This window comes from Nocardioides albus (genome assembly GCF_014648255.1).
GTDB classification, from domain to species: Bacteria; Actinomycetota; Actinomycetes; order Propionibacteriales; family Nocardioidaceae; genus Nocardioides; species Nocardioides albus.
Window position 1 is genome coordinate 16,412 of record NZ_BMQT01000013.1, and the last position, 20,674, is coordinate 37,085.

The following is a 20,674-nucleotide window of genomic DNA, read 5'->3' on the forward strand; positions in this document are numbered from 1 at the left end:
TCGCCCTAAATGAACGACCGGATAGTGCTACGAACAGCGTGTTACACGCGATCCGGCCCGATGTTTCACGCCAGAGAAACGTGCTCGAAACGCCCCGCGGGCCATCCTGGAGGATCACACAGAGCCCGGATCCGCGACGGCTCCATCTTCGGATGATCGGCGGGTGCCGCGCGAGAGCCCGAGCGAGCAGGCTGTGGGGTAAGTCACAGCTCACCTGCCCATCAGGGCGCCCCCGAGAAAGGTGTGAGGATGAACGCGAGAGCAGTCCTGAGGTCGATACGGCCCGAGAAGAAGGACGGTGGCCGCCCCACCCACCCCGTCGACGAGGTGCTCCCGGCCGGCAAGCTCGCCGTCTACGGCCTCCAGCACGTGCTCGCGTTCTATGCCGGAGCGGTGATCGTCCCGATCCTGCTCGCCAACTCGATCGGGTTGAGTCAGCAGGAGCTGATCCACCTGATCAACGCCGACCTGTTCACCTGCGGCATCGCCTCGATCATCCAGTCGGTCGGCTTCTGGAAGGTCGGCGTACGCCTGCCGCTGCTGCAGGGCGTCACCTTCACCGCCGTCTCGCCGATGATCGCGATCGGGATGGCGGCGGGCGGCGGCACCGACGGGCTGCTCGTCATCTACGGCGCGGTGATCGTCGCCGGCCTGGCGACCTTCTTCATCGCCCCCTACTTCAGCCGGCTGATCCGGTTCTTCCCACCGGTGGTAACCGGCTCGGTGATCACGATCATCGGTATCGCCCTGCTGCCGGTCGCAGCCGCGGACGCCACCGGTGGCGCCGGCCCGATGTCGGACCCGACCAGCGGCCGCAACCTGGCGTACGCCCTGGGCACCCTCGCCCTGATCGTGGTCATCCAACGGGTGTTCAAGGGCTTCATGGCCACCGTCGCCGTGCTCGTCGGCCTGGTCGTCGGCACCCTGGTCGCCTGGGCCCTCGGCGACGCCCACTTCGATGCCGTCGCCAGCTCCGACTGGATGGGCGTCACGACTCCGTTCCACTTCGGCTGGCCCCAGTTCTCCGCCGCCGCGATCGTGTCGATGATCGTGGTCATGCTGATCACCGCGGTCGAGACCACCGGTGACGTCTTCGCCACCGGGGAGATCGTCGAGAAGCGGATCGGCCGCAACGACATCGCCCGCGCGCTGCGCGCCGACGGTCTCGCCACCACCATCGGCGGCGTCTTCAACTCCTTCCCCTACACCTGCTTCGCCGAGAACGTCGGCCTCGTCCGGCTGACTCGGGTCAAGAGCCGCTGGGTCGTCGCCGCAGCGGGCGTGTTCATGGTGGTGATCGGGCTGCTTCCCAAGGTCGGCGCGATCGTCGCGGGCATCCCGCACCCGGTCCTCGGCGGTGCCGCCCTGGCGATGTTCGCGACCGTCGCGGTCGTCGGCTTCCAGACGCTCAGCAAGGTCGACTTCCACGACCACCGCAACGTGGTGATCGTGGCGACCAGCGTCGGCCTGGCCATGTACGTCACCGCGCAGCCCGAGGTCTCCCAGGCCGTCCCGGGATGGGCCGAGATCATCTTCGGCAGCGGCATCACCCTCGGCAGCCTCACCGCGATCGTGCTCAACATCCTGTTCCACCACGTCGGCCCCGACTACGGACCGGCCGTCGCCGGCCAGCCCGGCGAGGGCGTCCGGCTCGACCAGGTCAACCAGATGGGACGCACCGAGTTCGTGGAGACCTTCGAGGGTCTCTTCCAGGGCCCGCGCTGGATGGTCGAGCGAGCCTGGGAGCAGCGGCCGTTCAACGACACCCACGCGCTGCGCCGCGCCTTCCAGGACGCCCTCTTCAGCGGCTCCGCCGAGGAGCAGCGCCAGCTGATCGAGGCCTACCCCGAGCTGGGCTCGCGCCTGGTCTCGGACGGGGAAGTCGGCGAGGAGTCGCTCCGAGACCAGTCCTCGCGCGGCCTGACCCACCTTGCCGAGCCGGACCAGGAGGCGCTGGCCTCGCTCACCGACGCCTACCACGAGCGGTTCGGCTTCCCGCTGGTCATCTCCGTACGCGACTCCGACTCGCTCGACCGGATTCTCGCCGAGGGCCGGGCGCGGCTCGGCAACTGCGAGCGGCAGGAGCACGCCGCCGCGCTGATCGAGATCGCCAAGATCGCCGGTCACCGCTTCGACGACTTCCTTCGGGACGCCAACCCGATCCACAGCGCCCGCACCCGCAACCCCATCCGGAGCCAGCCATGACCACAACCAGCGCCCCCTGTGTCACGGTCAACGGGGACCAGGTGCCCCTGACCGGGGTCGCCTCCCACACCACCACCCTCGACTGGCTGCGCGGCCGCGGCCTCACCGGCGCCAAGGAGGGCTGCGCCGAGGGCGAGTGCGGCGCCTGCTCGGTGCTGGTCGCCCGGCCCGGCACCGACACCGCGACCGAGTGGACCGCCGTCAACGCCTGCCTGGTCCCGGTCGCCGCGCTCGACGGCCAGGAGCTGGTCACCAGCGAGGGCCTCGGCAGCAGCAGCGACCTCCACCCGGTCCAGCAGGAACTCGCCGTACGCGGCGGGTCGCAGTGCGGCTACTGCACCCCTGGGTTCGTCTGCAGCCTGGCCGCCGAGTTCTACCGCCCGGGACGGGCCGCAGATGCCGAGGCAGGGTCGTGCGATCACGAGCACGGGCCGAACGGGGTCGACCTGCACGCCTTGAGCGGCAATCTGTGCCGCTGCACGGGCTATCGCCCGATCCGCGACGCTGCGTACGCCCTGGGGGCACCTTCCGAGGACGACGCCCTCGCGACCCGACGCCAGGCGCCGCCGCCCGAGCCGCGCCCGACTCGGATCGCCGTCGACGGCGCCGAGTTCGTACGTCCCGAGTCCCTCGACGAGACCCTCGCGCTGCTCACCGAGCGGCCGGAAGCGCAGGTGGTCGCCGGCTCGACCGACTGGGGCGTGGAGGTCAACATCCGCGGCCGCCGCGCGCCACTGGTCGTGGCGGTGGACCGGCTGCCCGAGCTCCGGTCGCTCACGGTCGGCGACGACGTGATCGAGATCGGCGCCGCGCTCACCCTGACCGAGATCGAGCGTCGCCTCGACGGGCAGGTCCCGCTCCTGGCGGAGCTCTTCCCGCAGTTCGCCTCGCGCCTGATCCGCAACGGCGCGACGATCGGCGGCAACATCGGCACCGCCTCTCCCATCGGCGACGCCCCGCCGGCGCTGCTCGCGCTCGACGCCGACGTCGTCCTGGCCTCGCCGCGAGGCGAGCGGGTCGTCCCGCTGGCCGACTACTTCACCGGCTACCGCGAGACGGTCCGGGCCGCCGACGAGCTCATCCGCAGCGTACGGCTCCCGCTGCCGCTGGCCCCGCTCGTCGGCTTCCACAAGATCGCCAAGCGCCGCTTCGACGACATCTCCAGCGTTGCCGTCGGCTACGCGCTCGAGATCGCCGACGGCGACGTCGTCCGCGCCCGGATCGGCCTCGGCGGCGTCGCGGCCACCCCGATCCGTGCCGTCGCCACCGAGGACGCGCTGGTCGGGCAACCCTGGACCGAGGAGACCGTACGCCGCGCCGCGGCCGTCCTCGCGGGCGAAGGCACACCGATGGACGACCACCGCGCCAGCGCGTCCTACCGCTCGGCGATGCTGGGCCAGTCCCTGCTGCGCCTGTTCCACACCCGCCCGGAGACGCGCCGGCAGGAGGTGCCGGCATGAGCGACCCGCGGAATGCTCACCGAGGTAACTCGGTGAACGGTCACCTCCTTCGCGGAACTCCACGAAGGAACTGCATCCACACCGAGGTACCTCGGTCAGCATCCACGGAGGCCCCGGCATGAGCGCCCTGTCACAACGCCCCGACAACCCCATCGTCGGGATTCCGATGCCGCACGAGAGCGCCGCGCTGCACGTCACCGGCGAAGCGCTCTACACCGACGACCTGGTCGGCCGGATCGCCGGCACACTGCACGCCTGGCCGGTCCAGGCCCCGCACACGCATGCCCTGATCACCGCGCTGCGGACCGAACCGGCGTACGCGGTCCCGGGGGTCGTCCGGGTGCTCACAGCCGACGACGTACCCGGCGTCAACGACGCGGGCGTCAAGCACGACGAGCCGCTCTTCCCGACCGAGGTGATGTTCCACGGCCATGCGGTCTGCTGGGTCCTCGGCGAGACGCTCGAGGCCGCCCGGCTGGGCGCGGCGGCCGTCGAGGTCGACTACGACCCGCTGGCCTCGCTGGTCACCGTGCAGGAGGCGATCGCGGCGGAGAGCTTCCAGGGCACTCCGCGCAACCTCGCTCGCGGCGACGCCACGGCGGCCCTGGCGAACGCCGCCCACGTCTTCGAGGGCGAGTTCGAGTTCGCCGGCCAGGAGCACTTCTACCTGGAGACCCACGTCTCGCTGGCCCTGGTCGACGAGGGTGGCCAGGTGCTGGTCCACAGCAGCACCCAGCACCCCTCCGAGACCCAGGAGATCGTCGCCCACGTGCTCGGCGTACCGAGCCACGAGGTCACGGTCCAGTGCCTGCGGATGGGCGGCGCGTTCGGCGGCAAGGAGATGCAACCGCACGGCTATGCGGCCATCGCCGCACTGGGTGCCACCTTGACCGGACGCCCGGTGCGGTTGCGCCTGAACCGCACCCAGGACATGACGATGTCCGGGAAGCGTCACGGCTTCCACAGCACCTGGCGCGCCGGGTTCGACGACGAGGGCCACCTCCTCGCTCTCGAAGCCACCCTCACCGCCGACGGCGGCTGGAGCCTCGACCTCTCCGAGCCGGTGCTCGCCCGCGCGCTGTGCCACATCGACAACGCCTACTGGGTGCCGGACATCCGCGTCGACGGCCGGGTCGCCCGCACCAACAAGACCTCGCAGACCGCCTTCCGCGGCTTCGGCGGACCGCAGGGCATGCTCGTCATGGAGGACCTGCTCGGCCGGTGCGCCCCGCTGCTCGGCATCGACCCGCTCGAGCTGCGCCGCCGCAACTTCTACCAGCAGGACCAGACCACGCCGTACGGTCAGCCGGTGCGGCAGGCCGACCGGCTCGCCGCCTGCTGGGACCAGGTCGCCGAGTCGGGCGAGGTCGCCCGCCGCCGCGCAGAGATCACGGAGTTCAACAGTCGGCATCCGCACACCAAGCGCGGTCTGGCGATGACGCCGGTGAAGTTCGGTATCTCGTTCAACCTCACCGCCTTCAACCAGGCCGGCGCCCTCGTGCACGTCTACAAGGACGGTTCGGTGCTGATCAACCACGGCGGCACCGAGATGGGCCAGGGCCTGCACACCAAGATGCTCCAGGTGGCCGCCACCGCGCTCGGCCTGCCCCTGTCCCGGGTACGCCTCGCCCCCACCCGCACCGACAAGGTGCCCAACACCTCGGCGACCGCGGCCAGCTCCGGCGCCGACCTCAACGGGGCCGCGATCAAGAACGCCTGCGAGCAGATCCGCGAGCGGCTCGCCCAGGTCGCCGGCGGCCGTCTGGGGATCAGCCCGAACGACGTACGTTTCGACGACGGCATCGTTCGCGGCCTCTCCCCCGCTTCCGGCGAGATCGGCTGGAACGAGCTGGTCAACGTCGCGTACCACCAGCGGGTGCAGCTGTGGGCGGCCGGCTTCTACCGCACCGAGGGACTGCACTGGGACCCCAACGTCATGCAGGGCGAGCCGTTCAAGTACTTCGCCAACGGAGTCGCGGCGTCCGAGGTCGAGGTCGACGGCTTCACCGGCGCCTACACGCTGCGGCGCGTCGACATCGTCCATGACGTCGGCGACAGCCTGAGCCCGCTGATCGACATCGGTCAGATCGAGGGCGGCTTCGTGCAAGGCGCCGGCTGGCTGACCCTGGAGGACCTGCGCTGGGACACCTCCGACGGACCCAACCGGGGCCGGCTGGCGACGCAGGCGGCGAGCACGTACAAGCTGCCGAGCTTCTCCGAGATGCCCGACGACTTCCGCGTGAAGCTGCTCGAGAAGGCCCACGAGGAGGGCGCCGTGTACGGCTCCAAGGCAGTCGGCGAGCCCCCGCTGATGCTCGCCTTCTCCGTGCGCGAAGCGCTGCGCGAGGCGGCCGCCGCCTTCGGCCCGGCCGGCACCAGCGTCGACCTCGGCTGTCCCGCCACCCCGGAGGCCGTCTACTGGGCCATCGATCGGGCTCGTACGCCGCAGGCCCCCGAGACCGCGCCCGACCCCGAGCCGGCGATGGCAGGAAGGAAGGGATGACATGGAGTGGCTGAAGGCCGTCCAGCGGCTGCGCGAGCAGCGAGTCCCCGGCGTACTCGTGACCCTGACGTCCGTGCGTGGCCATTCGCCGCGCGAGGCCGGGGCGAAGATGGTCGTCTCGGCCGACCGCACCTGGGCCACCGTCGGTGGCGGCAACCTCGAGGCGGTCGCGATCGAGCGCGCTCGGGCGATGCTGGCCGAGGACCGCGCGGTGCCGGAGACCCTGAAGGTGTCGCTCTCCGACAAGGCGCCCTACCAGCACGGCGTCCAGTGCTGCGGTGGCGAGGTCGAGCTGCTGCTCGAGCCGCTGCCCGTCGTCCCGTCCGTGGCCGTCTTCGGGATGGGCCACGTCGGGCTCGAGCTGGCGCGCATCCTCGCCCGCCACGATCTCGAGCTGCACCTGGTCGACTCCCGCGCCGCCCAGCTCGAGCCGGAACAGCTCCGAGGGCTGGACGACGCCGTCGCCGGCGTCCACGTCCACCAGGTCCCGGTGCTGCCCGAGCTCGTCATCGGCGAGCTGCCCGAGGGCACCCACGTACTGATCATGACCCACGACCACGCCGAGGACGCTGCGCTTTGCGACGCTTCGCTGCGCACATTCACGCAGGGCGCAGAGCACCTGGCGTCCATCGGCCTGATCGGCTCGAGCGCCAAGTGGACCCGATTCCGAAAGAAGCTCGCCGACGAGGGCCACACTCCCGAGGCGATCGCCCGCATCACCACACCCATCGGTCTCCCAGATCTCGGCGGCAAGGCCCCGGCTACGATCGCAGTAAGCGTCGCTGCTCGGCTGCTGCAGCTCTTCTCGGGTGACCCGACCGCTTCTGAACAACACACCAAGGTGAACCCATGACGCTCTACCGAGGAACCTTCCTCGACACCCCTGACGACCCCTTCACCGGAGGTCGGCTCCGCACGGAACAGGACGGCGCGCTACTCGTACGCGACGGCGTGATCCGCGCCCGCGGCCGCTACGCCGACCTGCACCGTCAGCACTCCCAAGAGGACGTCGTCGACCTCTCCGGCGGCTTCGTGCTGCCCGGTTTCGTCGACACCCACGTGCACTTCCCGCAGGTGCGCGTCATCGGCGGTCTGGGCCTGCCCCTTCTCGACTGGCTCGACCAGTGCGCCCTGCCGGAGGAGGCACGCCTCGCCGACACGGCCTACGCCGCCGGCGTGGCCACCGATTTCGTACGCGGCCTGGTCGGTGCCGGCACCACCACGGCCCTGGTCTTCGGCAGCCACTTCGCCCCTGCGGTCGACACCGTCTTCGCCGAGGCCGCCCGCGTCGGCCTACGGATCACCAGCGGCCTCGTGGTCAGCGACCGGCTCATCCGTGACGACCTGCTCACCGACCCCGAGCGTGGCCGCCAGGAGTCTCTGGCGCTGGCGGCGCGGTGGCACGGCGTCGGGCGGGCCCGCTACGCCGTGACCCCCAGGTTCTCGCTGTCGTGCACGGACGACCTGCTCGCGGCTTGCGCCGACGTGCTCGGCGCGGTGCCAGGTGCCATGTTCACCTCCCACGTCAACGAGAACACCCGCGAGATCGAGGTCGTCGAGGAGCTCTGCGGCTGCGACTACGTGACCTCCTACGACCGCCACGGCCTGGTCGGCGCGGGCACCGTGCTGGCGCACAACGTGCACCCCACCGACGCCGAGCTCACCCTGCTCGCCGCACGCGGCGCCTCGGTCGCGCACTGCGCCTCCAGCAACGCCGCCCTCGGCAGCGGCCTCTTCCCGCTGGCCCGCCACCGCGCCCACGGGGTGCACGTCGCGATGGGCTCCGACGTCGGCGCCGGCACCGGGTTCTCCTTGCTCAAGGAGGGCCTGGCGGCGTACGTCGCCCAGCAGCAGCTCGGCGAGGCCGGCCACCCGCTGACGCCGACCCATCTCCTTCACCTGGCCACCCGAGCCGGCGCGGCCGCGCTGGGCCTGTCCGCCGATGTAGGTGACCTCTCCGTAGGCCGCCGCTTCGACGCCCAGTGGATCAAGCCAGCCGCCAGCACACCCCTCGCTGTCGGCCTCACCCACGCCGCCGACCCCGCCGACGCCCTGGCGAAGATGTTCGCCCTCGGCACCCCCGCGGACGTACGCAGCGTGTGGATCGAGGGCGAGCTCATCGACACTCCCGATCCGCACCTCGTGGGCTGAGCGACGCAGTCCGCCGCTCGCGACGGACACCGTATTCTGTGATCCTTGTCGACGTGATGGCACTGGTCTGGGTGACGGAGTGGCAGATCGAGTGTTGCGGGGAGCCATTTGCCGTGGGAGATCACGTCTGCTGGACCGTGCGAGCTCCCGACGTCGACTGGCAGAGAGCCGCTCTCGGAGCTGAGATCAGCTCGGCGATCACCCACTCGGTAGAACGCCATGCCGACGACCTCGACGAGGTTTCTCAGCTCACCGGCACGGTCGTCGCGATCAAGCGTGCATGGGGCGAGTTCGCACAGAGGAACCCGGACGACCACGTCCACTATCCCGTGCCCGGGTCTCAGCGATTTCTCGATGTGCCCACATCGGACGGCACCGAGGAGCATGCGTTTCCCGAGCTGACGTTCAACGGCTGGGTGGTGGAACTCGATCTGGAAGCCTGACCGGAATACCCGCCGAGTCGGCTCGTTGTGACAAGCCGACTCGGCGGGGTTTCAGGTGAGGACGGGCCGACTCGGCCTCACGACCGCTCGATGTCGTCGTCGAGGCGGTCACCGAGGCTGTCGCGGCGGTCCTCGGAGGCGGCGAAGACCGACGCACCCGGGCGGTTGCCGATGGTGACCTCGTTGAACAGCAGGTTGAGCACGACGGCGACCAGGGCGGTGGCGCTGATGCCGGAGTGCATGATCACCCCGAGCCACTCCGGGAAGGCGTCCCAGAAGGTCGGGGCCGCGATCGGCAGGATGCCGACGGCGATCGCGACGGAGACGATCACCATGTTGAGGTTGTCCTCGTAGTCGACCCGCGACAGCGTGCGGATCCCAGATGCCGCGACCGAGCCGAACAGCACGATGCCGGCACCGCCCAGCACGGGATAGGGGATCGCCGCCACGACTGACCCGACGACCGGCAGCAGCCCGAGGAGCAGCAGCACGAGACCACCGGTCGCCACCACGTACCGGCTCCGGACGCCGGTCAGAGCGACCAGGCCGACATTCTGCGCGAACGCGCTGCACGGGAACGTACCGAACAAGGGCGCGACCGTCGTGGCTGCCATGTCGGCGCGCAGACCACGTGCGACGCGTTTGGCGTCCACGTCGGTCTCCACGATCTCGCCGATCGCCAGGATGTCCGCCGTCGTCTCGGTCATGATCACCAGCACCACGATCGTCATCGAGACGATCGCGCCGACCTCGAAGGTCGGGGTCCCGAAGTGGAGCAGAGGCGGGAGCGCGACGATGTCCGACTCGCCCACCGAGGAGAAGTCGGCCCGGCCGGCAATGGTCGCGACAAGCGTCCCGACGACGATCCCGATGAGGATCGAGAGACGCGAGATCGCGCCCTGGAACACCCGGCTGATCACCAGGATGATGAGCAGCGTCAGGCCTGCGTAAGCGATGTTGGTCATCGACCCGTAGCCCGGCGAGTCCGCGTCGTTGCCCATCGCCCACCGGAACGCCACCGGCATCAGCGAGAGACCGATGACGGTGATGATCGTGCCGGTGACCACGGCCGGGAACAGCCGAACCAGCTGGGCGAAGAACGAGGACAGGACCAGCCCGATCAGACCCGCGACGATGATCGCGCCGAAGACCGGCCGCAGCCCGTCCTCGCTGGCGATCGTGACCATCGTCGACACGCTCGCGAACGAGATGCCCTGCACGATCGGCAGCCGGCTGCCGAAGGGCCCCAGGCCGAGCGTCTGCAGCAGCGTCGCGAAGCCCGAGACGAAGAGTCCGGCGGTCACCAGCAGCGCCAGGTCTGTGCCCGACAGGCCCGCGGCACCCCCGACGATGAGCGGCGGCGCGATCACGCCGCCGTACATCGTCAGGATGTGCTGCGTGCCGTAGGCGAGGAGCTGACCAGGCGGATGCCGTTCGTCCTCCGGTCTGGTCGGGGCAGAAGCGGTTGTCCGTCTCCTACGACCAAGCATGGGCCGGCCTCAGCAGAATCCGGGGATGGCGTGCCAGGCGTTGCCGGCGTCGGGGGCCTCGTCGCGTACGACCGAGGCTTCGATCAGCCCGTAGGGCCGGTCCGCGGCGAAGAAGACCTCGCCGGGGTTCTCCAGACCGAAGGGCGAGAGGTCGGAGAGGAAGTGGTGCTTGTTGGGCGCGGAGAACTTGATCTCGGCGACGTCGCCGTGCTGCTCGAGCACCGAGGTGCCCATCCCGTTCAGGGTCTGCTGCAGGGCGAGGCTGTGGATCTCCGCGAACCGCTGCAGCAGCAGGGTCCGGATGGATTCGTACGACTTGTCCCAGTCGACCTCGGTGCCGGTGTAGCGCCAGCGGGCGACCAGCGAGGTCGCCAGGATCCGGTCGGTGGTCTCCTGCAAAGTGGTGAACTCGTCCTTGAGGAAGCCGTGGAACTCCGAGCCGGTCGACTTGAGCACGACCAGGTCCTTGATGCCCGAGACCACATGGGCGACCCGGTCGCTGCCGCGGCCGTCCACGTTCACCACGGTCGTCCGTACGCCGCCCCCGGACCGCACGAACGAGTGGTCGTGTCCAGCGCCGTCGACCTGGATCCGGTCCCAGGCGTACTCGTCGACCTCGACCCGGGCGCCGTCGGCGGCCGGGCAGGCCTCGAGGTAGCGGTCGGCGAGGGCGAGCGCGAACTCCTCGATCGAGGCGACGCCGATCTTCTTGGCGTAGGCGAAGACGGTGTTCTTCTGGGTGTCCGTGGGCAGCACGTCGCGCTGGTCACCGGTCGTGTGCGCGTCCTCGAACCGGCCCCGCAGCGAGGTGGAGACGTTGAGGTCGCGGATCTGGTGTCGAGGCGTGTCGCGATAGATGCGTACGACCCGGTTCTCGGCCTTGCCGTACTGATTCGATCCAAGATGGATGGGCATGTCAGCTCCCTCGGTAGGTGGAGTAGGCGAACGGGCTCAGCAGAAGTGGCACGTGGTGGTGTCGCTGTTCACTGATCGCAAAGGTCACGGTGACCTCCGGGAAGAAGCACTCCTGACCGGTCGCCGCGTAGTACGCGGCGGTGTCGAACCGGAGCTGATAGGTGCCGGCCGGGACCTGATCGGGTCCCAGGTCGGCCACCCGGCCGTCGTCGTCGGTGATGGCCTCGGCGAGGACGGAATCTTGGGGGTCGATCCGAGAGAGCCGGACCGGTACGCCGGCGGCCGGAACACCGCGCGCGGTGTCGAGGACGTGGGTGGTGATGGCGCTTCTCATGCCGTCGCCTCCTCGACCAGGACCCGCTCGAGTCGCAGCAGCGCGATCTTGCGCAGCTCGTCGGCGACCACGGCAGCCTCGGTGTCCGGATCGTTCCCGAGCCGGTCGTTGAGCGAGGCGAGGATCCGGTCGGCCGAGAGACCCGAGGCGCAGATCAGGAAGACCCGGTCGAAACGCTCCTCGTAAGCCCGATTGCCCTCGGCGAGGGCCTGTGCCGCCGCCTGGTCGGCGCCGACCGCGGCCTGCTCGCGCCGCGACCAGGCGGCCTCGGCGTGCTCACCCTCGGCGCGCTCACCGATCCTGGGGTGGGCGGCCAGGGCCTGGTCGACGTCGGCGGAGGTGAACCGCCGGCCCGCCTCGTCGGCGGCTCGGACAACGGCCGCGGTGTCGGCGTAGGGGCGGCCGTCGATGACGGCGTCGACCCAGGTCGGCGCGGCGCAGCAGGCCTGCAGGACGGGGCGCAGCTCGTCCGGGGATGCAGTGTTGAACGTGTCGAAGTCCATGTCCCTTGCTCTCTCACGATGCGGAAAAGTACTTCCGCTCAACCACAGTGACATGTGTCGTACGTCACCGTCAACAGTTTGTTGAAAATCTTGGGTTAAACAGTAAGAGCGCAGGTAACAGAGGGGTTTCGGGACTAGCCCCGCTCGCGGTTCAGGTAGTTGTAGACGGTGAAGCGAGTCACCCCGAGGGCCGAGGCGACGATCTCGGCGCTCTTGCGGAACTCGAAGGCGCCGCGCTCCTCCAACAGGCGCACGGCGCGCTGCTTCTCCGGCCGGCCCAGCGTCCGCAGGTCGCCGCCGAGCTCCTCGGCGACGTCGGCGAGCAGCGCCTCCAGCCCGTTTCCGGTACGCCGCGGCGCGCTGCGCCCCTCGAGACGGACCTGGAACGTGATCTGGTCGGCACCGTGGTCCAGACCCGCGTCGACGATCGCGGCCAAGGTCGACAGGACGACGTCCCGCTCGCCGCGTACGGACGTGCCGAGCGGCCCGAAGTCACACTCCAGACCGGCAGCGCGGGCGGCCTCGAGCGCCGCCGTCGCATGCTCGGGCGGCTCACCCTCCCCACGGAAGGGCTCGGTGGTGAACTCGGCTTCGACGCGCATAGCGGCAGGCTACCCAGCCTGCCGCCATGCCGGCTGGAGCGTCAGCCGATCCGCCGACGCGCCAGCCCGGCCAGCTCGACCCGGTCGATCCCGGCCAGCTTCTCGACCTCGTCGGCCGCTACAGCCCCGCACTCCACCCCGCGCAGCACGAACGCCGCCAGCGCGGCCGCGGTGGCCGGCTCGTCGAGATAGCTGGAGTCTCCGCCATGGACGTAGGCCCGCAGGCGGGCCGAGGCGACCTCGAGCCCGTCCCGGAAGAACGCATAGGTCGCCATGTAGCGGCCGGGGAGCTGAGCCGGGTGCAGGTCCCAGCCCTGATAGATCCCGCGGGCGAGGGACCGGCTCACCAGTCGGGAGTGGAGCCGCCACGCCGCGCGCACCGAATCGGGGTCCCCGACCGGGAGCACGTTGGTCGAGCCGTCCGAGACGAAGACGCCGGTGCCGGCGGCAGCCACCTGCATCACGTCCTTGGCGTGGTCGGCGACCGGATGCTCCATGCTCTGGAAGGCGGCAGCGACGCCGAGCGAGGCGGAGTAGTCGTAGGTCCCGTAGTGCAGGCCGGTGACCCGGCCGCCGCCGGCAGCGATCATCCGCGCGATCAGCGCGGTGCCGTCGGAGCCGAGGATCGCCTGCGGCGTCTCGACCTGGATCTCGAACCGCAGGCTTCCGGGCATGATGCCGTGAGCGGGTTCGAGCACGTCCAGCGCGGTGACCATCGCGGCGACCTGCTCGACGGAGGTCACCTTGGGCAGCGTGATGACGAAGCCGTCGCCGAGGGCACCCGCGCGGGCGAGCTCCCCCACGAAGAGATCCAGCGTACGCACGCCGCGGTGCCGCGTCGGGGCCTCGAAGGACTTGATCCGGATGCCGTGGAACGGCGGCACAGACCCGTCCCGGACCGACGCGGCGAGCGCTCGTGCGGCAACCGTCACGGCGGCGTCCTCATCGGCGTCGGGTCGGTCCCCGTAACCGTCCTCGAAGTCGATCCGCAGGTCTTCGATCGGCTCGGCGGCGAGCTTGGTCGTCACCCGGTCGTAGATCTCCTCGGCCAGGGCGGGGCGAATGGCGAACGCCTCGGCTGCTTCGGCGGCCGAACCCGCGTGCTCGGCCAACGCCCGGCCGGCCTGAGCGGACCACTGGGCGACGGTCTTCTCGTCGTAGCGATCGCCCGGCACGTAGACCGTGTGCACCGGCTGACGTACGCCGCGCTCCCCCGGATAGTCCGCCGCCAGCGCAGCATCTGCCCCGGCGAGCGCGCGGTCGAGCTGACCGATCAGATCCTCCAGGTGACTCACGAGCCCACCACCTGGTCGCAAGGCGGGAGGGTCAGGAAGTCGATGTGGTCATGGGCGAGCGCGACCTCGCCACCGGTGATCTGAATGTTCACGAGCTCCACCCTCTCAGGGCCGCCGATTTTCCTTTGAATGGATCAATCTTTCCGCATTGCGGATATTAATCACACCTGACAAGGGATGCAACCGACAGTTTTCCTTTACGCGACGCTAGACTTCCGTCATCCGGAAGACAGTGCCATGAGATGTCCATGAGATCGGGAGTTCAGGTGAGCGAGAACGAGAAGGCGCCGAAGGCGCGCGCCGGTGCCGTGCAGTCGATCGAGCGGGCCTTCGCGCTGCTGGAGACGATGGCCGACGCCGGTGGCACCATGGGACTCTCCCAGCTCGCCGCCGCCTCCGGCCTGCCGCTGCCGACCATCCACCGGCTGGTGCGCACCCTCGTCGACCTGGGCTACCTCCGCCAGGAGGCCAACCGGCAGTACGTCCTCGGTCCCAAGCTGATCCGGCTCGGCGAGAGCTCCTCGCGCATGCTCAGCACGTGGGCCCGCCCCCACCTCGCTCGACTCGTCGATGAGGTCGGCGAGTCGGCCAACCTGGCGATGCTCGACGGCGACCAGATCGTGTACGTCGCCCACACCGAGTCGCGCCAGTCGATGCGGATGTTCACCGAGGTCGGTCGCCGGGTGTCTCCGCACTGCACCGCCGTCGGCAAGGCCATCCTCGCCGACATGGCGCCGGACCACGTCCGCGACATCCTCCGGCGCACCGAGATGGTCCCCTACACCTCGACCACGATCACCTCGCGCGACGACTACCTCGACCAGCTCGAGCAGGTCCGCGAGCACCGCTACGCCATCGACGAGGGCGAGCAGGAAGCAGGCGTACGCTGCGTCGCCGTCGCCGTCCCCGACTACGCCCCTCGCCTGGCGATCTCGATCAGCGGACCCACCGGTCGGATGAGTGACGAGCTCATCGAGCGCGCCGTACCGCTGCTCACCGAGGCCGGCAAACAGCTCGCCGCCGACCTGGCCTGACCCGCGTCGCTCACCGACCTGATCACCATCTTCGAGCAGGGGCAGGCCGCCGGCGAGATGCGCGGGTTCGACCCAGTGCTGATGGCGAGGATGCTGCGACGCACGCTCGACGGGGAGGCACTGAGGATCTCCGGCGGAGCAGCCGCGACGCCGATCGCTGATCGCTGATGAGCTCGTATCGACATTCGAACGCGCCACCCGTGCAGACGACAGGGAGAGGCCATGACCCCGACCACCAACCGCCGCCTGGTCCTTCGGCATCGCCCGGTGGACCGGATCGAACCCGGCACCTTCGCACTCGAGGAGCAGCAGATCGCGCCCCTGGCCGAGGGCCAGGCCCTGGTCGAGGTCGCCTGGCTCGGGATCGACGCGACGCAGCGTACGTGGCTCAACGAGGGTGTCACGTACATCGATCCCGTCGGGATCGGTGAGGTGATGCGCGGCAGCGGAGTGGGTCGAGTCGTGGCGACCAGAGACCCGAGCCTCCCGGTCGGCCAGTGGGTCTACGGGACGCTCGGCTGGCAGGAGTACGCAGTCGCCGAGGGCCAAGGGCTCTTCGGGGTGAACCCGGTTCCCCCCGGCATCGACCCCAGGCAGATGCTCACGGTCTTCGGAGTGAGCGGGCTGACGGCGTACGTCGGGATCGACCGAGTGCTCGGCGTGGGCGAGGACGACACCGTCCTGGTCACTGCCGCAGCCGGGAGCGTCGGGTCGCTCGCCGGGCAGATCGCCAAGCTGCGCGGCGCTCGGGTCCTCGGCACCGCAGGGTCTGCCGCGAAGGTCGACTGGGTGAGCGATGTAGCCGGATTCGACTGCGTCGATTACCACCATGACCTTGCCGACGCGTTCGCCGCCTTCGCTCCTGACGGGTTCACTGCGGTCTTCGACAACGTCGGCGGAACCCAGCTCGAGTTGGCCCTGGACCACCTCGCGACCCATGGCCGGATCGCGTTGTGCGGATCGGTCTCCTCCGGATACACCGCCTCCGGCTATGGCACCGGACCGGCCAACTACATGCAGCTGGCGTTCAAGCGGGCGAGGATGGAAGGTTTCATCTTCCTCGACCACGTCGCCGACTTCCCGGCCGCGCTCGGTGAGTTGGCCGGGTGGGTCGGCGCCGGCCGGTTGACCTGGGCCGAAGACGTCGTGTGCGGCCTGGATGAGGCTCCGGCCGCGCTGCAGGGGATCTTCGACGGGAACAATCTCGGGAAGCGACTGGTCCGCGTCGGGGCGACCGAGGGCAACGCCGACTGAACTACGGTCCGCTCCGGCTATGAACGCTCACCACCCCGTTGGACGTACGTTGCCCAGCACCCGGGTCACGGTGATCTCGATGACCACGCGTTCCGGGTTCGGCCGGGGCTGCTTGTAGCGCTCGGCGTAGCGCCGCTCAGCCTCGGCTACGGACTCCGCGTCGTCCTTGACGACAGCTGTGCCCTCCAGGGTGCACCACCGACGCCCGTCGACCTGGCTGACCGCGACCTGCGCACCGGACCCGGCGTCGCGTACGTTGCGGACCTTCTTGCTGCCGACGCTGCTGATGACCCGCGCGACACCGGCCTCCGGATCGAACGTGACCCCCACCGGGACCAGGTGCGGGCTGCCGTCCGGACGGCTGGTCGTCAGGAAGCAGACCCGCCGCTCCCGCCAGAACTCGTCGTTCTCCGCGGGTGATGGTGCGTCGACTGTCATGGTGCTCCTTCGTAGTCGGGGTGGTGGCTGCGAGGTTCCCGACGCTGCGGTCAGCGGTCGTCCCCGCTGCCACCGATTGCACCACGCGCCTGCCGGTCAGCGAGCTTCTTGATGTTGCGCTCGGCGACGTCCGCGAGCGGAAGCCCGAAGTGGTCAGCGAGGACCGCTACGTACCAAAGGGTGTCGCCGAGCTCTTTGGCGAGATCATCGAGGTCCCACTGGTCGAAGTCGCCATCGTGGTCGCGCACGATCTTCTTCGCCTTCTCGGCGATCTCGCCCGTCTCCCCGACCAGCCCCAGCAGCAGGTGGAACACCTCGTTGGGCTTGTCCTTCGTCGCCGCGGTTCGCAACGCTGCCTGCTGGTAGGCGTTCAGATCCATGACCGGAACCTATCGCGCCGGATGGCTACGCTCTGCTGCTCAAGACTCTGCCACCTGGGCGGCACGTCGACCGACGTACTCGTCGATGATCTGTCGCATTCGATCGCCGTCGAACGGAACCCCGTGGCCCGGGTAGACGACCTCCACGGGGAGAGCGCGGAGGCGGAGCATGCTGCTGACGTAGTCCTCGATATCCGACTCGGGAAGCTCATCCAGGAGAACGTCGTCGTAGATGACATCACCGCTGAACAACGAACCGTCGGCCTCGTTGAACAGGCACACGCTTCCCGGAGTGTGTCCCGGCATGTGCAGGACACGCAGTGTCATGTCGCCGAGGTCGATGGTGTCGCCATCTTCGAGGGCAACAGTGGCCGGCGCTGGTGAGATCGCATAGCGATGCGGTTCGAAGCCGTCAAAGGGCAGGGCGCGGATGAGCCAGTCCGGAAGCGCTGCTCCTGGAAGATCCAGTCCAAGCAATCGTGCCAGCTCAGGTCCGTTCAGACTCGCCGCCGTGTTCTCGTCGACGAGCGATGTGCGATGCATGCGACGGTCCTCGAACTCATGAGCTGAGCCGACGTGGTCCAGATGTGCGTGCGTGACCACGAGAACAGGATCTCTCCCGAAGACGACCGGCAGTGAGTTGCGCAAGGACGCGACACCCAACCCGGCGTCCACGACCAGATCGCGGCCGGCTCCTCGTACATGCCAGATGTTGGCGCGCAACAGCTCGTGGACGTGGGGCTCGTCGATCATCGTCACGGACCCGGTGACGGGCCGGACCCGGTACCACTCCGCCGCTACCGTCAGCGTGGGCTTCATCGGGCAGGCCCTGCCGAGCTGCTCCACGCACCAACGGCATCGAGCCATGGGTGCCCGCTTCGCTTGCGTTCTGCTAGACGAGGGACAGCACGAGTGGCAGCCATACCCCTCACTGTGGCCCGAACCGACCATTGGGGTCCAACCCAATACGCAGGACGACCAAGCTCTCCGGACATGACCGTAGGCACCGAATGAGGAGCAGCGCGTCCAACCATCGGGAGGTAGCCCCGGACGCAGCCGGACAAACGAAACACCCCGGTGTGGCAGATGAAGGATTCGAACCTTCGAAGGCAAGAGTCGACAGAATTACAGAACGTCGGACGTACTCCGCTGACCTGGGCAAACATCGCGCCGATACGAGTTGGGGCCGCACATGGGGAAAATCTCGGCCCCAGAGCCTGTCACGGGCGTGCCTCTCAGTCGCGAGCCATCGCAGCTGCCAGGTGTCGCTCGATGTCGATGTAGGCGTCATCGGCCACGTCGAACACCACCTTTGTCAGCACGCCGCCGGTGAAGTCGAACCTGCTGCCGGCGTACTCCTTCGACGCTGCGTCGCCGCTGTCGTAACCGATGCAGAGTCCTTCTCCGCAGAGCGAGAAGTGACCGGTCATGGTGCGGAAGTCGTTGTCCTGGCCGATCACCTCGTCGTCGACGTACAGCTTCAGCGTCCCGTGTGAGACGTGGTGCTCGTCCATGGACTCCTTGGCGAAGTCCACGCCGACGATGTGGTGACCCGAGGTCGGTGCCGGGCCGGCGACCTGGACCTCGGGTGGGATGCCGAGGAAGTTGTAGGCGTAGACGAGCTGTCCGTCCTTGACGAAGAGCGAGTGCCCCCCGAAGCGGGAGCCGTGGGCGAAGATCACCCCGCTTGTCTCTGAGGTGAACTCGACCTCGGCGAACACCTTGTAGGAGACGCCGTGCACGTTCGCGGCTGACCGCTCTGGGACCTCGGAGGTGCCGGGGTAGTAGATGTACTGGCCGCTCGGTGGCACCGGGACGTTGAACTCCATGGCGAGGAACGCCTGGAGGTCCTTGCCGCCGACCTGCATGTCGTTGAGCGGCAGCACGTTGTTGGCTCGTGCTTCCTCGAACCACAGAGCGATGAGCTCTTCGACCTTCTCGGGGTGCTCAGCCGCGATGTCGTGGGCCTCGGCGCGGTCGACGTCGGTGTGGAAGAGCTGCCAGCGATCCTGCTCGTAGTTGCCGATCCCGCTGATGGGTCCATGCTCGGTGACGGCCTTCCAGCCGTCGCACCAGATGCCCCGCTGGCCGAACATCTCGTAGTACTGCTTCTTCTTGGTGGTCGGCACTTGTGCCTGGTTGAAGGAGTAGAGCATCGAGACCCCGGAGAGCGGGGTCTGCTCGACCCCGTCGACGACGTCGGGCATGGTCACGCCGCAGGCCTCGTAGATGGTGGGCACGATGTCGGTGCAGTGGTGGTACTGGTCGCGCACCTCGCCCTTGGCCTCGATGCCGGCCGGCCAGTGCACCACCAACGGGTCGCACACGCCGCCCTGGTAGGTATAGCGCTTGAACATCCGATACGGCGTCGAGAATGCTGCCGCCCACCCGGTCGGGTAGTGGTTGTAGGTGTCAGGAGAGCCGAGCACATCCATCGCGGCCAGGTTGTCCTCGATCGTGTCGGTGTAGGCGTTGATGAACTTGCCCTCGTTGGTGGAGCCGTTGGGGCTGCCCTCGCCGGAGGCGCCGTTGTCGGCGCAGTAGAAGATGATCGTGTTGTCGAGCTGCCCGGACTCCTCGAGGTAGTCGACGATCCGGCCGACCTGCGCGTCGGTGTACTCCGAGAACCCGGCGTACACCTCCGCCATCCTGGAGAAGAGCGCACGCTCCTCAGCGTTGAGCTCCTCCCACGGTCGCACGTAGTCACCGTCGGCGAAGGTGCCTTCGGTCATCGGGTTCAGCGGCGTGAGCTCGGTGCCCTCGGGGAGGATGCCGCGCTCGATCATCCGCGGCAGCACCCACTCCCGGTAGGCCTCGTAGCCGTCGTCGAACATGCCCTTGTACTTGGCGATGTACTCCTCGGGCGCGTGGTGCGGGGCGTGGTTGGCGCCCGGGCAGAACCACATGTACCAGGGCTTGTCGGGTTCGGTCTGCTTGGAGTCGCGGATCATGCGCAGGGCCTGATCGGCCAGGTCCTTGGACAGGTGGTAGCCGTCCTCAGGCAGGTAGGGCTGGGAGACGTACTTGTTGTCCTCCGCCAGGGACGGGTACCAGTTGTTGGTCTCGCCGCCGATGAACCCGTAGAAGCGGTCGTAGCCCTGGCCGAGCGGCCACCGCTTCTTGGACGCGCCAGCAGTCCACTCATCGATCGGGATGTTGTGGTTCTTGCCGACCCAGAACGTGCTCCACCCGGCCTCGCGCAGCACGTTGGCCATCGTCGCGCTCGACGGCGGTATGTGGGAGCTGTAGCCCGGGAAGCCGGTCGAGGTCTCCGAGATCGAGGCGAACCCGTTGAGGTGATGATTGCGGCCCGTCAGGAACGTCGACCGAGTCGGCGAGCACAGCGCAGTGGTGTGCCACTGGCTGTAGGTCAGCCCGCCAGCGGCGAGCCGGTCCATCGTGGGCATGTTGATCCGCCCGCCGTACGGCGACCAGGCCGCCTGCCCGGTGTCGTCGTAGAGGATCACCAGCACATTGGGCGACCCCTCAGGGGCCTTGCCCGGGAGAAACGCGTCCCAGTCCGGACTCGAATCCCGAACATCCAACTCGATCTTGCCGCCGAACTCCTTGGACATGCCCGCTCCTCATCCGTAGACCCGTCGGCCCCAGACTCACCCGCGAGACACCCCACCTGCTCCCCCGGAAGGGTGAGAGTGGACATCCGGAT

Annotated in this window: 18 protein-coding genes; 8 read left to right on the top strand and 10 right to left on the bottom strand. The window is 68.9% G+C overall.

The genetic code is table 11. The features are described 5' to 3' along the window. Positions 1–249: 249 nt before the first annotated feature. From uraD (IEY84_RS23245) to IEY84_RS23270, 6 genes are all read left to right on the top strand, one after another. On the top strand, positions 250–2,205 hold the full coding sequence (uraD, locus tag IEY84_RS23245) for a 2-oxo-4-hydroxy-4-carboxy-5-ureidoimidazoline decarboxylase (protein ID WP_183543310.1): 1,956 nt from the start codon (positions 250–252) through the stop codon (positions 2,203–2,205). Continuing rightward, the gene (locus IEY84_RS23250; protein ID WP_183543308.1) at positions 2,202–3,665 is read left to right on the top strand and encodes a xanthine dehydrogenase small subunit; all 1,464 of its coding nucleotides are present in this window, start codon (positions 2,202–2,204) and stop codon (positions 3,663–3,665) included. The genes uraD (IEY84_RS23245) and IEY84_RS23250 overlap by 4 nt, the downstream gene beginning before the upstream one ends. 118 nt (positions 3,666–3,783) lie before the next feature. Next, on the top strand, positions 3,784–6,168 hold the full coding sequence (xdhB, locus tag IEY84_RS23255; protein WP_183543306.1) for a xanthine dehydrogenase molybdopterin binding subunit: 2,385 nt from the start codon (positions 3,784–3,786) through the stop codon (positions 6,166–6,168). Between the two features lies 1 nt (position 6,169). Continuing rightward, positions 6,170–7,021 carry a xanthine dehydrogenase accessory protein XdhC gene (gene xdhC / locus IEY84_RS23260; RefSeq protein WP_183543304.1) on the top strand — a complete coding sequence of 284 codons (852 nt, stop codon included), beginning with the start codon at positions 6,170–6,172 and terminating at the stop codon, positions 7,019–7,021. After that, complete coding sequence (locus tag IEY84_RS23265) at positions 7,018–8,319, top strand: guanine deaminase (RefSeq protein WP_183543302.1); 1,302 nt, start codon at positions 7,018–7,020, stop codon at positions 8,317–8,319. The genes xdhC and IEY84_RS23265 overlap by 4 nt, the downstream gene beginning before the upstream one ends. Positions 8,320–8,375: 56 nt before the next feature. Further along, positions 8,376–8,762 carry a DUF6578 domain-containing protein gene (locus IEY84_RS23270; RefSeq protein ID WP_308424467.1) on the top strand — a complete coding sequence of 129 codons (387 nt, stop codon included), beginning with the start codon at positions 8,376–8,378 and terminating at the stop codon, positions 8,760–8,762. Between the two features lie 77 nt (positions 8,763–8,839). Here the strand turns inward: IEY84_RS23270 and IEY84_RS23275 are convergent, their stop codons facing one another. From IEY84_RS23275 to IEY84_RS23300, 6 genes are all read right to left on the bottom strand, one after another. Next, positions 8,840–10,252, bottom strand: a complete 1,413-nt coding sequence (locus IEY84_RS23275; protein ID WP_183543298.1) for a nucleobase:cation symporter-2 family protein — start codon at positions 10,250–10,252, stop codon at positions 8,840–8,842. Between the two features lie 9 nt (positions 10,253–10,261). Further along, a complete protein-coding gene (gene pucL, locus IEY84_RS23280) occupies positions 10,262–11,167 on the bottom strand; it encodes a factor-independent urate hydroxylase (protein ID WP_183543296.1) in 906 nt (301 codons plus the stop codon). A gap of 1 nt (position 11,168) precedes the next feature. Further along, on the bottom strand, positions 11,169–11,501 hold the full coding sequence (gene uraH, locus IEY84_RS23285; protein ID WP_183543294.1) for a hydroxyisourate hydrolase: 333 nt from the start codon (positions 11,499–11,501) through the stop codon (positions 11,169–11,171). Next, complete coding sequence (gene uraD, locus IEY84_RS23290; protein ID WP_183543292.1) at positions 11,498–12,004, bottom strand: 2-oxo-4-hydroxy-4-carboxy-5-ureidoimidazoline decarboxylase; 507 nt, start codon at positions 12,002–12,004, stop codon at positions 11,498–11,500. The genes uraH and uraD (IEY84_RS23290) overlap by 4 nt, the downstream gene beginning before the upstream one ends. A gap of 134 nt (positions 12,005–12,138) precedes the next feature. Then, positions 12,139–12,606 carry a helix-turn-helix domain-containing protein gene (locus tag IEY84_RS23295; RefSeq protein WP_183543290.1) on the bottom strand — a complete coding sequence of 156 codons (468 nt, stop codon included), beginning with the start codon at positions 12,604–12,606 and terminating at the stop codon, positions 12,139–12,141. Between the two features lie 41 nt (positions 12,607–12,647). Continuing rightward, the gene (locus tag IEY84_RS23300; protein WP_183543288.1) at positions 12,648–13,901 is read right to left on the bottom strand and encodes a DUF6986 family protein; all 1,254 of its coding nucleotides are present in this window, start codon (positions 13,899–13,901) and stop codon (positions 12,648–12,650) included. Positions 13,902–14,167: 266 nt separating this feature from the next. Here IEY84_RS23300 and IEY84_RS23305 point away from each other — a divergent pair, with 266 nt between their 5' ends. After that, positions 14,168–14,935, top strand: a complete 768-nt coding sequence (locus IEY84_RS23305) for an IclR family transcriptional regulator (RefSeq protein WP_308424463.1) — start codon at positions 14,168–14,170, stop codon at positions 14,933–14,935. A 222-nt stretch (positions 14,936–15,157) separates the two neighbouring features. Continuing rightward, positions 15,158–16,189 carry an NADP-dependent oxidoreductase gene (locus IEY84_RS23310; RefSeq protein ID WP_183543284.1) on the top strand — a complete coding sequence of 344 codons (1,032 nt, stop codon included), beginning with the start codon at positions 15,158–15,160 and terminating at the stop codon, positions 16,187–16,189. Positions 16,190–16,216: 27 nt separating this feature from the next. On the opposite strand, the gene IEY84_RS23315 is transcribed toward IEY84_RS23310, so the two are convergent. The 4 genes from IEY84_RS23315 to IEY84_RS23330 all read right to left on the bottom strand — a co-directional run bounded on the left by IEY84_RS23315 (position 16,217) and on the right by IEY84_RS23330 (position 20,582). Beyond that, complete coding sequence (locus IEY84_RS23315; RefSeq protein ID WP_183543282.1) at positions 16,217–16,627, bottom strand: pyridoxamine 5'-phosphate oxidase family protein; 411 nt, start codon at positions 16,625–16,627, stop codon at positions 16,217–16,219. A gap of 50 nt (positions 16,628–16,677) precedes the next feature. Then, positions 16,678–17,007, bottom strand: coding sequence for a nucleoside triphosphate pyrophosphohydrolase family protein (locus tag IEY84_RS23320; protein WP_183543279.1), 330 nt, complete (start codon positions 17,005–17,007; stop codon positions 16,678–16,680). 39 nt (positions 17,008–17,046) lie between these two features. Continuing rightward, on the bottom strand, positions 17,047–17,826 hold the full coding sequence (locus IEY84_RS23325; RefSeq protein WP_221208559.1) for an MBL fold metallo-hydrolase: 780 nt from the start codon (positions 17,824–17,826) through the stop codon (positions 17,047–17,049). Between the two features lie 416 nt (positions 17,827–18,242). Continuing rightward, complete coding sequence (locus tag IEY84_RS23330) at positions 18,243–20,582, bottom strand: arylsulfatase (RefSeq protein WP_183543276.1); 2,340 nt, start codon at positions 20,580–20,582, stop codon at positions 18,243–18,245. Between the last annotated feature and the right edge of the window lie 92 nt (positions 20,583–20,674).

What these genes read in the sequence shown, in the direction of transcription:
- uraD (WP_183543310.1), top strand. Translation starts at nt 250, where the DNA reads ATGAACGCGAGAGCAGTCCTGAGGTCGATACGGCCCGAGAAGAAGGAC.
- IEY84_RS23250 (WP_183543308.1), top strand. Translation starts at nt 2,202, where the DNA reads ATGACCACAACCAGCGCCCCCTGTGTCACGGTCAACGGGGACCAGGTG.
- xdhB (WP_183543306.1), top strand. Translation starts at nt 3,784, where the DNA reads ATGAGCGCCCTGTCACAACGCCCCGACAACCCCATCGTCGGGATTCCG.
- xdhC (WP_183543304.1), top strand. Translation starts at nt 6,170, where the DNA reads ATGGAGTGGCTGAAGGCCGTCCAGCGGCTGCGCGAGCAGCGAGTCCCC.
- IEY84_RS23265 (WP_183543302.1), top strand. Translation starts at nt 7,018, where the DNA reads ATGACGCTCTACCGAGGAACCTTCCTCGACACCCCTGACGACCCCTTC.
- IEY84_RS23270 (WP_308424467.1), top strand. Translation starts at nt 8,376, where the DNA reads ATGGCACTGGTCTGGGTGACGGAGTGGCAGATCGAGTGTTGCGGGGAG.
- IEY84_RS23275 (WP_183543298.1), bottom strand. Translation starts at nt 10,252, where the DNA reads ATGCTTGGTCGTAGGAGACGGACAACCGCTTCTGCCCCGACCAGACCG.
- pucL (WP_183543296.1), bottom strand. Translation starts at nt 11,167, where the DNA reads ATGCCCATCCATCTTGGATCGAATCAGTACGGCAAGGCCGAGAACCGG.
- uraH (WP_183543294.1), bottom strand. Translation starts at nt 11,501, where the DNA reads ATGAGAAGCGCCATCACCACCCACGTCCTCGACACCGCGCGCGGTGTT.
- uraD (WP_183543292.1), bottom strand. Translation starts at nt 12,004, where the DNA reads ATGGACTTCGACACGTTCAACACTGCATCCCCGGACGAGCTGCGCCCC.
- IEY84_RS23295 (WP_183543290.1), bottom strand. Translation starts at nt 12,606, where the DNA reads ATGCGCGTCGAAGCCGAGTTCACCACCGAGCCCTTCCGTGGGGAGGGT.
- IEY84_RS23310 (WP_183543284.1), top strand. Translation starts at nt 15,158, where the DNA reads ATGACCCCGACCACCAACCGCCGCCTGGTCCTTCGGCATCGCCCGGTG.
- IEY84_RS23315 (WP_183543282.1), bottom strand. Translation starts at nt 16,627, where the DNA reads ATGACAGTCGACGCACCATCACCCGCGGAGAACGACGAGTTCTGGCGG.
- IEY84_RS23320 (WP_183543279.1), bottom strand. Translation starts at nt 17,007, where the DNA reads ATGGATCTGAACGCCTACCAGCAGGCAGCGTTGCGAACCGCGGCGACG.
- IEY84_RS23325 (WP_221208559.1), bottom strand. Translation starts at nt 17,826, where the DNA reads ATGAAGCCCACGCTGACGGTAGCGGCGGAGTGGTACCGGGTCCGGCCC.
- IEY84_RS23330 (WP_183543276.1), bottom strand. Translation starts at nt 20,582, where the DNA reads ATGTCCAAGGAGTTCGGCGGCAAGATCGAGTTGGATGTTCGGGATTCG.